Origin of the sequence: Arenibaculum sp., from assembly GCF_035998295.1 — a bacterium.
Classification (GTDB): domain Bacteria; phylum Pseudomonadota; class Alphaproteobacteria; order Azospirillales; family Azospirillaceae; genus DASYHS01.
The window spans coordinates 1-11954 of record NZ_DASYHS010000265.1 but is presented as its reverse complement, the minus strand read 5'-3'; the positions used below and the strand labels follow the sequence as shown (position 1 = coordinate 11954).

At 67.6% G+C, this 11954-nt stretch carries 13 protein-coding genes; 7 read left to right on the top strand and 6 right to left on the bottom strand.

Annotation, left to right across the window (positions count from 1 at the left end; genetic code table 11):
• The 4 genes from VGO20_RS24710 to VGO20_RS24695 form a co-directional block, all read left to right on the top strand.
• Positions 1-847 (top strand): TerC family protein (locus tag VGO20_RS24710; RefSeq protein WP_327505062.1); only part of this gene is annotated, 847 nt, incomplete at its 5' end.
• Positions 848-887: 40 nt separating this feature from the next.
• On the top strand, positions 888-1709 hold the full coding sequence (locus tag VGO20_RS24705; RefSeq protein ID WP_327505061.1) for a universal stress protein: 822 nt from the start codon (positions 888-890) through the stop codon (positions 1707-1709).
• 166 nt (positions 1710-1875) lie between these two features.
• The gene (locus VGO20_RS24700; protein WP_327505060.1) at positions 1876-2415 is read left to right on the top strand and encodes a putative pterin-binding protein; all 540 of its coding nucleotides are present in this window, start codon (positions 1876-1878) and stop codon (positions 2413-2415) included.
• Between the two features lie 12 nt (positions 2416-2427).
• The gene (locus VGO20_RS24695; RefSeq protein WP_327505059.1) at positions 2428-4215 is read left to right on the top strand and encodes a PAS domain-containing sensor histidine kinase; all 1788 of its coding nucleotides are present in this window, start codon (positions 2428-2430) and stop codon (positions 4213-4215) included.
• A 27-nt stretch (positions 4216-4242) separates the two neighbouring features.
• Here VGO20_RS24695 and VGO20_RS24690 read toward each other — a convergent pair whose 3' ends face one another.
• Positions 4243-4521, bottom strand: coding sequence for a hypothetical protein (locus tag VGO20_RS24690; protein ID WP_327505058.1), 279 nt, complete (start codon positions 4519-4521; stop codon positions 4243-4245).
• A 218-nt stretch (positions 4522-4739) separates the two neighbouring features.
• Between VGO20_RS24690 and VGO20_RS24685 the strand changes: the two genes are divergently transcribed.
• Together VGO20_RS24685 and VGO20_RS24680 are read left to right on the top strand one after the other, a co-directional pair.
• Positions 4740-5501, top strand: coding sequence for a Crp/Fnr family transcriptional regulator (locus VGO20_RS24685; RefSeq protein ID WP_327505057.1), 762 nt, complete (start codon positions 4740-4742; stop codon positions 5499-5501).
• An 85-nt stretch (positions 5502-5586) separates the two neighbouring features.
• Positions 5587-6795 carry a sensor histidine kinase gene (locus VGO20_RS24680; RefSeq protein ID WP_327505056.1) on the top strand — a complete coding sequence of 403 codons (1209 nt, stop codon included), beginning with the start codon at positions 5587-5589 and terminating at the stop codon, positions 6793-6795.
• An 18-nt stretch (positions 6796-6813) separates the two neighbouring features.
• Here the strand turns inward: VGO20_RS24680 and VGO20_RS24675 are convergent, their stop codons facing one another.
• Positions 6814-7176: a hypothetical protein gene (locus VGO20_RS24675; protein WP_327505055.1), complete on the bottom strand. Its 363-nt coding sequence runs from the start codon at positions 7174-7176 to the stop codon at positions 6814-6816.
• 184 nt (positions 7177-7360) lie between these two features.
• Here VGO20_RS24675 and VGO20_RS24670 point away from each other — a divergent pair, with 184 nt between their 5' ends.
• Positions 7361-7525, top strand: a complete 165-nt coding sequence (locus VGO20_RS24670; RefSeq protein ID WP_327505054.1) for a hypothetical protein — start codon at positions 7361-7363, stop codon at positions 7523-7525.
• Positions 7526-7591: 66 nt separating this feature from the next.
• On the opposite strand, the gene VGO20_RS24665 is transcribed toward VGO20_RS24670, so the two are convergent.
• The 4 genes from VGO20_RS24665 to VGO20_RS24650 all read right to left on the bottom strand — a co-directional run bounded on the left by VGO20_RS24665 (position 7592) and on the right by VGO20_RS24650 (position 11667).
• On the bottom strand, positions 7592-8275 hold the full coding sequence (locus VGO20_RS24665; protein WP_327505053.1) for a FadR/GntR family transcriptional regulator: 684 nt from the start codon (positions 8273-8275) through the stop codon (positions 7592-7594).
• A 39-nt stretch (positions 8276-8314) separates the two neighbouring features.
• Complete coding sequence (locus VGO20_RS24660; protein WP_327505052.1) at positions 8315-9145, bottom strand: sulfite exporter TauE/SafE family protein; 831 nt, start codon at positions 9143-9145, stop codon at positions 8315-8317.
• 469 nt (positions 9146-9614) lie between these two features.
• Entirely contained in the window at positions 9615-10922 is a 1308-nt protein-coding gene (locus VGO20_RS24655; RefSeq protein ID WP_327505051.1) for a PDDEXK nuclease domain-containing protein, read from the bottom strand.
• A gap of 13 nt (positions 10923-10935) precedes the next feature.
• The gene (locus VGO20_RS24650) at positions 10936-11667 is read right to left on the bottom strand and encodes a hypothetical protein (protein WP_327505050.1); all 732 of its coding nucleotides are present in this window, start codon (positions 11665-11667) and stop codon (positions 10936-10938) included.
• Positions 11668-11954 lie beyond the last annotated feature (287 nt).

Here is an 11954-nt window from a genome sequence, read left to right as displayed (position 1 = left end):
GGAAAGCCTGCTGCTTTCCGCCTTCTACATCGCGCTCGGCCTGATCTTCGGCGGCTGGGTCTGGTGGCAGCTCGGCCCGCAGGCCGGCAAGGAGTACGTCACCGGCTTCGTCGTCGAGAAATCGCTCGCGATGGACAACGTCTTCGTCATCGCGATGATCTTCAGCTACTTCGCGGTGCCGCGGCTGTACCAGCACCGGGTGCTGTTCTGGGGCATCCTCGGCGTCATCGTGCTGCGGGGCGTGATGATCGGCCTCGGCGCCACGCTGGTCGCGGAGTTCGCCTGGCTGCTCTACGTCTTCGCCGCGTTCCTGATCGTCACCGGCGTCAAGATGTGGCTGATGGCGGACAAGGAATACGACGTCGGCGCAAACCCGCTGCTTCGGGTGGTCCGCCGGTATTTCCGCGTCTCGGACGAGCTGCATGGCGACCGGTTCCTGGTCAGGAAGACCGATCCCGCGAGCGGCCGGTCGGCGTGGTACATGACCCCGCTGCTGCTGGCGCTGCTGATGGTCGAGATCGTGGACGTGGTGTTCGCGGTCGACAGCGTGCCGGCGATCTTCGCCATCACCACCGATCCCTTCATCGTCTACACCTCGAACATCTTCGCGATCCTCGGCCTGCGTGCCCTCTACTTCGCGTTGGCCGCGATGGTGCATCGCTTCCATTACCTGAAATACGCCTTGAGCGTGCTGCTGGTGTTCATCGGCTCCAAGATCTTCCTGGCCGACCTGGCCGGCTTCGAAGGCGGCAAGTTCCCGCCGGATTGGAGCCTCGCGATCACCTTCGTCATCCTGGCGTCGGGCGTCGCCTGGTCCTTGTGGAAGACGCGCGGCCGGCCGGCGTAGCCGTCGGACCCAAGCTGGAGCCCAAGCTGGAGAAAGTCCCATGTTCCGTGACATCCTGGTCCATGTGAAGCCGACGGAGGCGTCGTCCCCGCACGAGGGGACGGCCGCGGCCCTTGCCCTTGCCTGCGGGGCGCGCCTGACCGGCCTTGCCACCTTGCGCGAGGTCTCGGTCCTGAAGATGCTCCACAGGCGCAACCCCGAGGCGGCGGCCGAGCGCATCGAACTGGCCTACCGGCAGGCGTCGGAGGCCGAACGCCGGTTCCGCGCCTGCGCGGCCGCGGCCGGCGTTTCCTGCGACTGGCAGGTTGCCGAAGGCGACGCCGCCGAGATCCTGGCGGTCGCGGCGCGCTACCACGATCTCACCGTCGTCGAGCAGACCGACCCGTCCGCGGACGAGATCGGCTTCGACGTGCCCGAAACCTGCGTCATGGCGAGCGGGCGCCCGGTGCTCGTCCTACCGAACGCCCGCGGGTTCGACCGGGTGGGGCGATCCGTCGTCGTCGCCTGGAACGGCAGCCGGGAGGCTGCCGCCGCCCTCCATGGCGCACTACCCTTCATGGAGCGCGCCGAGCGGGTGCTGGTCCTCCAGGGCCGCAGCCGGGCCACCTACGCCTCGGTGACCCGCTGGCCGCCGCTCGACGTCGCCGCCACGCTGCGCGCGCGCGGGGTGGCCGTGTCGGTCGAGACGGTCGGCGACGACGACGATGCCGGCGCCGCGATCCTCGCCGCGGCCGGGCATGCCTCGGCCGACCTCGTCGTCATGGGCGCGTACGGGCGTTCGTGGATGAGCGAATGGATCCTGGGAGGGGCCACGCGGCATGTGCTGCGCCACATGGCCGTTCCGGTGCTGATGGCGCATTGACAGGGGAACGCCCGGCGGAGCGGCAACTCCACGCTCCGCCTGGCATTCGGCATCGCGCCATAGGTTAGCGCCGCCGCGCAGACGGATAGGGCCGTTTCGTCGTAACAGGTAATTAAAGTCTATAGTGTACGGTTTTCTGGACTGTAAATTGCTTATCGTGACGGTAATGATTGAGAAGATTACCGCGCCGAGGCGCTGTCTTCTGGCTGCCTTCGCGCTCGCCGCTTCCCTGGCCGCAAATGGGTCCGCGGCGGCCGGCGCGGCCGAGGCCCTGCCGGATCCCGCCGGAGCCGTGATCCTCACGGTGGCGGGTGCGATCGAGCGGACCAACGCGGGTGCGGCGGCCGACCTGGACCGCGCCATGCTCGAAGGGCTCGGAACCGAGACGGTTCGGACCTCCACGCCGTACACGACGGGCGTCCAGGAGTTCCGGGGTGTGCCCCTCAAGCGCCTGCTCGACGCGCTCGGCGCGCGGGGACGGCTGGCGACGATGATCGCTCTCAACGACTACCGGGTGGCGGTGCCGCTTGGGGATGCCGAGACCCCCGGCGTCATCCTGGCGTTCGAGAGGAACGGCGAGCCCATGCCGGTGCGCGACAAGGGGCCCCTGTGGCTGATCTATCCGCTGGACGGCCGTCCGGAGCTGGACACGCGGGAAACGCACGCCAAGCTGATCTGGCAGCTCCGCCGCATCGAGATCCGGTAGGTGGCCCGGCACATGAGCCTGTCCTTGCGCAAGTGGGTCCGGTTCGGGGCCCTCGGGACGGCGGTGATCGGGTTCATGGTCGGCTCCGTCCTCAGCGTCAAGGCGATCGGGGACTACTACGTCTACGAGGAGAAACTGCACCGCGCCGGCTCCTGGCTGGCGGTGCAGGCGCACGCCGAGTACCTGAACCTCCTGACCGCGATCGAGAGGGCCGCCCGGATGCCGGGCGCATCCGACGAGGTCATCCTCCGCTTCGATCTCCTGTGGAGCCGGCTGCCGCTGATCCTGGAGAGCAAGGAGGCGGAACTGCTCGCCGAAACCCCCGACGCCGTGGCGACCGCCGCCGAACTGCTGGAGGCGCTGCGGGGTCTCGAGCCGATGATGGAGGACTTCGTCCGCTCGCCCGATCCGATCGCGGTGGCGCCTCTCGTCGGCGTCCTCGAGCCGTTCGGCCCTCGACTGCAGCGCCTGGTGCAGGCGACGACCTTGACGAACCACGACCACGGCCGGGTGAAGTCGGTCCTGGAGCGGCGTGCCCTGACGATGCTCGCCGTCACCTTCGCCACGGGCGCGCTGCTGGTGCTAATGCTCGTGATCGAGGCGAGGGGAGCGGCGGTGAAGCAGCGCCGCGCCCGGCTCGCCGACATGAGACTGCGCAGCGCCTTCGAAGCGGCTTGCGTGGGGTTCGTCCTGTTCGATGCCGATGAACGTTTCGTTGCCTGCAATCGGCATTTCCAGGACATGTACGGCCTGTCCGCGGACGAGGTCGAAGCCCGCCGCTCCTTCGAGCAGATGATACGGCTCCGCGTCGAGCAGGACCGGTTCCCGGACGCCGTGGCGGATCCGGCCGGATGGGTGGATCGCCGGGTCGCCCGGTTCAGAAGTGCTTCCTCCGATCATGAGCAGAGACTGGCCGACGGCCGCTGGATCGAGGTGCGGGAGCGCAGGCTGCCCGACGGCAGCTCGATCGGCGTGCGGATCGACATCACCGAACTCAAGCGCCGCGAGCAGGCCCTGGCGGCGGCCCTGGCGCGGGCCGAGGCGGCCAGCCACGCCAAGTCCGAGTTCCTGGCCACCATGAGCCACGAACTCCGCACGCCGCTCAACGCGATCATCGGCTTCACCGAGCTGATGAAGGTCGAACTGTTCGGGCCGCTGGGCAATCCCCGGTACGCGGACTATGTCGACGACATCCATGCCAGCGGGGAGCATCTGCTGGGCGTGATAAACGACATCCTGGACATGGCGCGGATCGAGACCGGCAAGCTGGAGCTCCACGAGGAGCTGGTGCGCCTGGACGAGCTGGTGGATGCGTCCCTGCGCATCGTGCGGCACAAGGCGCTGGACGCCGGCCTGGATCTGGATGTCCGGATCCCGGCGGAGCTTCCGCCGGTCGTCATCGACAGGCAGCGCATCCGCCAGGTGCTGGTGAACCTGCTGTCCAACGCGATCAAGTTCACCCCGGCCGGGGGTACGATCCGCATGGAAGGCGGCCTCGACGGCGCCGGGATCGAGCTTCGGGTGAGCGATACCGGGATCGGCATGAGCGACGACGAGATCCCCGTCGCGCTCGCGCCGTTCGGGCAGGTCGGCAGCTCGTACAGCCGCCGGTTCGAGGGCACCGGCCTGGGGTTGCCGATCTCGCGGGCCCTGGTGGAGGGACACGGCGGCACGCTGCGCATCGAGAGCCGCCCGGGCTCGGGGACCATGGTGCGGGTGCGCCTGCCCGCATCGCGGATCGCCGGCCGGCAACCGCATATCCCGGAGCCGCGGCGCGAGGCGGCGGAACGGCCGTCCTGAGACCGGCGGATGGTTCCGGCCGAGCCGCTATTTCGGGCTGACGCCGGCGATCGTGCTGATCATGCGGTCGATCTCCTTGACGGCTTCGGCATCGATCGCGTCGGCGGTCTCGCCGGCATGGGCGCGCATTGCGTCCTCCATCACGCCGCGCATCTCCTCGGCGCCGATGAGCCCGGCATCGATCAGCGCGAGCATCAGCGACTCGCATACCGACAGCGCCGCGCGCGCGGCGGCCCTGTCCCGATTGCAGGAAGACGGATCGCCCTCCGACGGTAGAGGGGGCGTCGGCGTTTCTGAGCGGGCCAAGTCCGACCTCCTGATGCCTGTAGTCAAATTTCGTGACAAGAAATGCCGGGCCGGTTCAACAGCCGAGGCGCCCTTTTGTCGCGCGGCGGGTCGGACTTGAACGCTGCCTTCATAACAAATGTTAAAGAGCCGGCCGCGACTTGCGTCCATAGTGCGGCTCGGCGGCGCCGCTCCCAGGTCGAAAGGCCACCGGCCCGGACCGGAGGTCGGAGAACGTCATGAGTGCAAGAGAGAGCCCGCTGCTGCGCAAGATCGCTACGGTTCTCAGCCTTTCCGAGGCGGAACGCGCCTTCGTCCGCGACCTCGAGAAGAGCCGCAGGCCCGTATCCGCGCGCACCGACCTCGTGAAGCAGGGCGAGCGCTACGACCGGGTCGGCATTCTCCAGGCCGGCTGGGCCATCCGCTACAAGACCTTGAGCGACGGCCGGCGGCACGTCATCAACTTCCTGCTGCCCGGGGACGTGTTCGGCGTGTTCCTGCAGCTGTTCGAGATCCCCGATCATTCCATCGCCATGCTGACGGACGGCACGCTCGCCACCTTCGAGACCCCCCAGCTGGTCGAGGCCTTCCGGGATCATCCGCGGGTCGCCGCCGCCTTCACCTGGTTCGCCGCGCGCGAGGAATCGATCATCGCCGAGCGCGCCACCAGCCTGGGCCGGCGCACGGCGCTCGAACGCATGGCCCACATCGTCCTGGAGCTGTACCGCCGGCTCGAGGCGGTCGAACTGGCGGGCAACGGTTCCTTCGAGCTGCCGGTGACGCAGGAGATCCTGGCGGACACGCTGGGACTGAGCTTGGTGCACGCCAACCGGACGCTGCGCAAGCTGCGCGAGATCGGCCTGGTCGACATCGAGGGGAAGACCATTCTCCTCCAGAACATCCGGGCCCTGAAGGTCGTCGCCGATTTCGACGACCTGTTCCTGTACATCCGCAAGATGCCGGAAAGCGTACAGCAGCAGTTCATCGAGGCTTCGGGATAACCCCCGGGGAGGGCGCGGGCATGCTGCCCCCTCCGGTCGACGCGGCCCGGGATCGTTGCCCAAGCCGGCGAGGCGGAACGGAACCATGACGACGAACATGTCCGACGATCCGGCCCGCCTTGCCGCGCTGCGTCGCTACGATATCCTGGACACGCCCCGCGAGCCGGGCTTCGACCAGCTCGTCGAACTCGCCGCCCATATCTGCCGGGCCCCCGTGGCGGTCATCGGCCTGGTTGCGGACCGGCGTCTGTGGTTCAAGGCGCAGACCGGTCTCGGCTTTCGGGAAGCCGCGATCGAGGCGCCGGACTGCCGCCGGTTCCTGCTGCAGCCCGGCGTGACGGTGGTCCCCGACATACTCCAGGACCCGCAACTGCGCGCCAATCCCCTGTTCACGGCCGCCCCCGGCCTGCGCTTCTATGCCGGCTGCCTGCTGCGGAGCACCGAAGGTCACGGCCTGGGGGTGCTGTGCGTCCTCGACCGTCAGCCGCGCGACCTCGACGACGGGCAGCGGTTCGCGCTCCAAGCGCTTGCCGACCAGGTCATGAGCCAGATGGAGCTGCGGCGCGCGCTCGGCCGGCAGAAGCTGCTGGCCGAGCGCCAGGAACTGCTGCTGAAGGAGGTCAACCACCGGATAAAGAACAACCTCCAGCTCGTCAGCAGCATCGTGAGCCTGCAGCTCCGCTCGATCGAGGATGCGGCGGCCCGGAGCGCCCTGCTCGATACCAGCCACCGGATCCGCAGCATTGCCGCCGTCCATGACCGGCTCTACCAGACCGACGGGCCGGGGATGGTCGACCTGGCCGTCTTCCTGCAGGCCTTGGCGGCCGATCTCCAGGCGTCGGCACCCGACGGCACCCTGTTCGAGATCGAGGCCGTCCCGGTCGCGGTGACGCAGGACGTCGCCGTCGCCATGGCCCTGATGGTCAACGAACTGGTGACGAACGTGCTCAAATACGCCTACGCGGACGGCGAGGCTGGACCCGTGCAGGTGGGCCTGGGGCCGACCGGCGACGGCCGCTACCGGATCACCGTCGGCGACAGGGGGCGGGGGCTTCCGCCCGACTTCGACGCCCGGCGCAGCCGATCGCTGGGTATGCGGATCATCTTCTCGCTGGCCCAGCAGATCGGGGCCGAGGTCTCGATCGCCAACGGCCTCTCCGGCACGTCGAGCACCGTCGTGTTCGACGTGCCGCAGGCCCCCGACGCCGACGCCGGCGCCGACACCGGCCGCCTCGACGTCCCGCCGCCGGTCCGTCGCGAGGTGGAGCCTCTGCCCGAAGCGACGGCCCCCTAGGGCAGGAACCAGTCGCGCTCAGCGGCATCGGAGGCGGTCGTCCCCCGGCATGCAGGTCACGGCCACGTCCCTGGGCGCCTCGCCGAGGCGCCGCGCGAGCAGCACGACGTGCCGCGTCTCCCAGGCCCGGCCCTCGAAGCCGCACCAGAGGGCCTCCACCGGCAGCAGGTCGCCCGCGCCGTTGTCGATGAACACGGTCCCGGTCGACGGGTCGGAAAGCAGTTCCGAGCGCACGGCGCCGCCGGGTGCCGCACGGCCGACCGGAAACGAGAACCAGTGGGCGATCTGGGCGGTGCAGGCGATAGGCCGGCCGGAGCCGTTCACTGCCTCGAACGCGCTGCGGTCCAGCCGTTGCGCAACGTCGCCGGCCTTCGCGGGCAAGGCCTGCGTGCCAAGGAGCGCCAGCGCGCCGAGCGCGGCCGTCCAGGGGGGGTGCGGGCATCCGGTTTCTCTCCATGACCTATGTGAAACCAAAGAAGAGATCTGAGTTTTCAAAAAATAACCTAGAGCGAAAGAAGCAAGCCAATACATGGAGATATGGCTTTGAGGAAGGGGAGATGGAGACATGGGAGTTGTCAAGTCGGCGGTCCGGAACGCGTTCTGCGCTGCTGCGCTCTCGGGCGTCGCATGGCGGGCCGGCGCCGCCGAAGTGAACAGCATCGCGGTGCTGGTGCCCGAGCAGGGGACTGATTTCGGTCGGAACCAGGTGCGCTCGCGGTGCACGGCCTAGAAGGCGTGCGGATGGTCGATGCCTCGCGATATCCGAGCTTCCCCTGCGGGCCGGTCAACGCCGCCGTCACGTCCGCGCCGGAACGCCCGTGACGCGCAGCAGGCCTTCCCGGACGGCGTCCAGATGCTCGCGCATCGCCTGCTCGGCGGCCCGGCCGTCGCGCTGCGCGATCGCATCGGCGAGGCGGCGGTGCTGCCCGGCGTATAGCGCCTGCCGTTCCTCCGTGCGCGCGGCTTCCCGCAGCTTTCCCCAGGAGGTCTCCTGCCTCACGGCGTCGACGGCGTCGAACACGGCCAGGAACAGGGCGTTGTCCGCGATCTCGGCGATCTTGCGGTGGAAGGCGCCGTCCCAGAGCTCGTAAGCGTCGGCGTCCGAAGCGGCGGCCGTGCGCGCGGCGAAGGTGTTCAGGCGCTCGATGTCCTCGGCCGTGGCGCGCAGCGCGGCGAGCCCGGCGAGGGCCGATTCCAAGTGCAGCCGGACCTCCATCAGTTCCTCGGGGTTGGTGCGGCCGCTGACGTCGCCGACCCAGCCGCGCGTCGGGGGAGGCCGGCCGCAGAAGGTGCCCTGCCCCTGCCGGCGCCAGATGCGGCCTTCCGCCTCGAGCACTTCCAGCGCCTGGCGCAGGGTGCGCCGCCCGACGCCGAGTTCGGCCGCGAGCTGGCGCTCGGGAGGAAGCCGGCCGTCGGTGCCGAATTCACGGCCGTCTATCATGCGTCGCAGCTTCTGGAGTGCGATGGTCGACTTCAGCACGCGATGGTATCCGTCGTTCCCGCTTCAGGTGCCCCCGCATCAGGTAAGGAGATCATAGAACATGCGCATCGAGCTCAAGCCCAGAAAGAAGGCGAAGCTGTAGCGCAGCGCGCGCTGGGGGATGGCGTGTGCGATGCGCGCGCCCACCGGCGCCATCAGGGTCGTCATGGGGATGATGGCGGCGAGGCCGATCAGGTTGACGAAGCCGACGGTCAGGGGCGGCCGGCCGGGGACGCCGAGGCCCCACAGCGAGTAGCCGATCGCCCCGGGAATGGCGATGATCATCCCGATCGCGGCGGCCGTCCCGACGGCCCGGCGCACGGGATAGCCGAAGGCGCTCAGGATCGGCACGCTCAGGGTTCCGCCGCCGATGCCCATCAGGGTCGAGAAGCTCCCGACGAACATGCCGAGGCCGATCTTGACGCCCCGGTTCGGGAAATCGTCGGCGATCTTGGCGCCTTCGCGCCGCAGGACCATGTTGGCCGCGACGAACAGGGCGACCGTCGCGAAGATCGCGGTCAGGACCGTTCCGTCGAGGGCGCCCGCCAGAAGCGTGCCGGCGAGGACGCCGACCAGGATGGCCGGCCCCCAGGAGCGCAGCAGCCCGGTATCCACCGAGCCGCGCCGGGCGTGGCTTCGTGCCGATATGAAGGCGGTCGGAACGATCACCGCGAGGGACGTGCCGACCGCGAGGTGCATGCGGATGCCGGGATCGACGTTCATGAGCTCGAGGATCTGGTAGAGGACCGGGACGATCACGATCCCGCCGCCGACCCCCAGCAGCCCCGCGAGGATGCCGCCGACCATGCCGGCCGCGGCCATGGCGGCCACCCAGAGGAGGGCCGTGCCCACGCTCAACCCCAGTATCATGCCCGGTCCTTCTCGCCGTCCCATGCCCCGAGGGAGATCCAGGTCGGAACAGATGATCTGGAACCAATTATGAGATTGGCTCCATTGTTTCGGAACTCTTCGGTGCATCAGCGAGCATTCTGCTGCATTCCGTGCGCACCTTCAAGATACCAATTTGATATTGGTTCCATCGGCGGATCGTTGACGATGGATATCCGCGAACCAGCCTGCCGCCGTCCGGAGGTACGTTGAAGCTTCTGGCGCTGCGTGTCCAATCCACCGGAACGCGTCCAAATCAGGGCGACGGTTCGAACGCCCGGCTATACGGGCATGCCGGGCACGAATGCATAGCCCCTGGGGTGGGCCGCGTCGTCGAACTTGCTCTTGTTTGTTGAGCGTATCGGGACCTTCTTTTCAGGAGGGTGTGATGGGTGCTCTGGATAACACGCCAGGGCTGGCGCGATCTGATAGCCACCGGTCGATAACCGGTTCACTCCCGGTTTTCGGTGAGACGCTGCAACTCGGCCAGGAAAGTTGCGCCGATCCGGATGGATCGTTCGGTCGCTTCGGTATCCACATCCAGAACGTGCGCAGCCTGGGTCATGACGTCCAGTGCGTCGAGGAAGGCTTCCGTGCCTGACGGAAGTTCACCAATGCGCGACAACTCTTGTAAGGCCTCTCTAATGGTAGTCATTCGGCCCGCTTCCAGGCCGTGCAGCGTCAGCAATGAGCGGAGTGCGCGCTCGGTCTCGATCCGCAGCTCGACGACCGACATCAGCGGAAATTCGCGGGCGAAGTCCTCGACGGTGGGCAGGTCCGCCCGGAGCTGTGCCGGCAGGGACGGTGAAAGCCGGTACTGGGCCACGCCCATCGGCTTGGTCGTGTCGCGCAGCGCGTATTCGACGACGACCTCGTTCCGGTTCTTGCACAAGATGATGCCGATGCTCGGCTCGTCGGCGGGATGGCGCAGAAGGTCATCCACCGCGGACAGGTAGAAGTTCATCTTGCCGGCGAATTCCGGCTTGAACTCCTCGATCTTCAGCTCGATTACGACGAAGCAGCGCAGACGCAGGTGATAAAACAGGAGGTCGAGGTAGTAGTCCTGTCCGCCGACTTCGAGGTGATACTGGCTGCCGACGAAGGCGAAGCCCTTCCCAAGCTCCAGGATCAACGACCGCAGATGCTCCAGGAGCCCGCGTTCCAAGTCGCGCTCCAACATATCTGGCCCGAGTGAGAGGAAATCGAAGCTGTAAGGGTCCTTGACCAGCTGCTGCGCCAGTTCCGAGCGCTCGGCGGGCAAGGTGCGCGCGAAGTTCGTTAATGCCTTGCCCTGGCGGCGGAAAAGGTCGCTCTCGATCTGGTGGACGAGAACGTTGCGGCTCCAGCCATGCTCGATCGTCTGACGGGCGTACCATTCCCGTTCGGCCGGAGCCTTAACGGCATCGAGGAGGCGGAGGTTATGGCCCCACGGCAATCGTGCAACAACCTGTTGCACGAATTCGTGGTCGGGCCAGGCCTCCGCAAACGCCCGCATGTATTTAAGGTTCCGGGCCGACAGTCCTGTCATCTCGGGGAAGTCGCGCCGGAGGTCGTTGGCGAGGCGGTCGATGACCCGGGCTCCCCAGCCTTCCAGTTCCTGCCGGTTCCTGATCTCCTGGCCGATACTCCAGTAGAGCAAGATGAGTTCCTGGTTGACGGAGATGGCGGCCCGCAGCTGCGCGGCGCGGATTCGCTCCTTCAGGTCGCGCAGCAGGGTTACGTAACCATCCGATCCGGGTTCCGGAACCTGACCTACCATCGTCTTCTTTACCTTATGCCGCCCGGGACAAGGAATGGCCCGTTCCCCTTGGCCGGTTCGTTCCCGACCATAGCACAGCGCCGGGCCGGTCCATGGAAATGGAGCAGGAGGCGATCATGGCCGCAGAGCCTCTCCGGCTCGTGCCCCTTGCCGGAGCGCTTCGGTTCAAGGCACCCAACCGATGCAGGCTCTCCGATCTCAGATTGGTGTAGCGCTTGAGCATCTTCCAGTCCCGCCGGCGGGTCACGAAGCGACCTGCTCGGTCGTGAAGCTTGCCTCGAACAGGCGGCTTGCTCATCGTGGCGCAGGTCATGGAAATGCAGATCCTCGATCCGCGATAGCCGGCAGGCCCGACTGAAGGCAGCTTCGACGAGACCGCTATGCCGTGGGTGGCCGCGGCATGGGCGACGATGGTGCGCATATAGGCGAAGTCCACGGCCAGCGCGACCGAACCGGCTTCCTCGCGGGCCCGGGCCTTGCCGGAGGCGATCAGCCGCTCGCGCGTCAGGTCGGCGATCCTTGTCTTGCGGAGACGGTCCTTGAGCAGATCGAGGCTGAACGACTTCGTTCGACGCGGCGCCTTGCCAACCTTGGTCATGTCTGCGACATGAGGGCCGATGAGATCGCTGAAGGTGACGGGATCGGTTCGCCCGCGGGTGAGCGGTTCCTGGCCGCGGTCGATGCGGCTCTCGGTCGCGCGGGCCTGTTCATCGGCGTCCTTGCGCAGGCGGAAGGTCTCGCTCACATAGCGACCCTTGCGCCGGACCTGGACCCGCCAGCTGTCGGAGGGGAGAGGCGGTGATGCTTGCCACGTGTGCGCTCCGTGTGCAGCTGGATGTCGATCCCGGACGGTTTCAGGCGAGCTCAAGTGAACACGAGGCAGCTCGCGACTGAGGTGGTCCCCATCACCCGAGCAGTCGGCTAAGCTTGGTTCGCCCTGGGGAAAGGACGGACCCGATGACGGGAAAGCGGAAGCATTACACGGCTGAGTTCAAGGCGAAAGTTGCGCTGGAGGCGTTGCGGGGCGAGCTG

Bases quoted from the DNA above. Each gene is read 5' to 3' on its own strand.
- VGO20_RS24680 (WP_327505056.1), top strand. From the start codon at position 5,587: ATGACGACGAACATGTCCGACGATCCGGCCCGCCTTGCCGCGCTGCGT.
- VGO20_RS24660 (WP_327505052.1), bottom strand. From the start codon at position 9,145: ATGATACTGGGGTTGAGCGTGGGCACGGCCCTCCTCTGGGTGGCCGCC.
- VGO20_RS24655 (WP_327505051.1), bottom strand. From the start codon at position 10,922: ATGGTAGGTCAGGTTCCGGAACCCGGATCGGATGGTTACGTAACCCTG.
- VGO20_RS24685 (WP_327505057.1), top strand. From the start codon at position 4,740: ATGAGTGCAAGAGAGAGCCCGCTGCTGCGCAAGATCGCTACGGTTCTC.
- VGO20_RS24700 (WP_327505060.1), top strand. From the start codon at position 1,876: ATGATTGAGAAGATTACCGCGCCGAGGCGCTGTCTTCTGGCTGCCTTC.
- VGO20_RS24695 (WP_327505059.1), top strand. From the start codon at position 2,428: ATGAGCCTGTCCTTGCGCAAGTGGGTCCGGTTCGGGGCCCTCGGGACG.
- VGO20_RS24705 (WP_327505061.1), top strand. From the start codon at position 888: ATGTTCCGTGACATCCTGGTCCATGTGAAGCCGACGGAGGCGTCGTCC.
- VGO20_RS24670 (WP_327505054.1), top strand. From the start codon at position 7,361: ATGGGAGTTGTCAAGTCGGCGGTCCGGAACGCGTTCTGCGCTGCTGCG.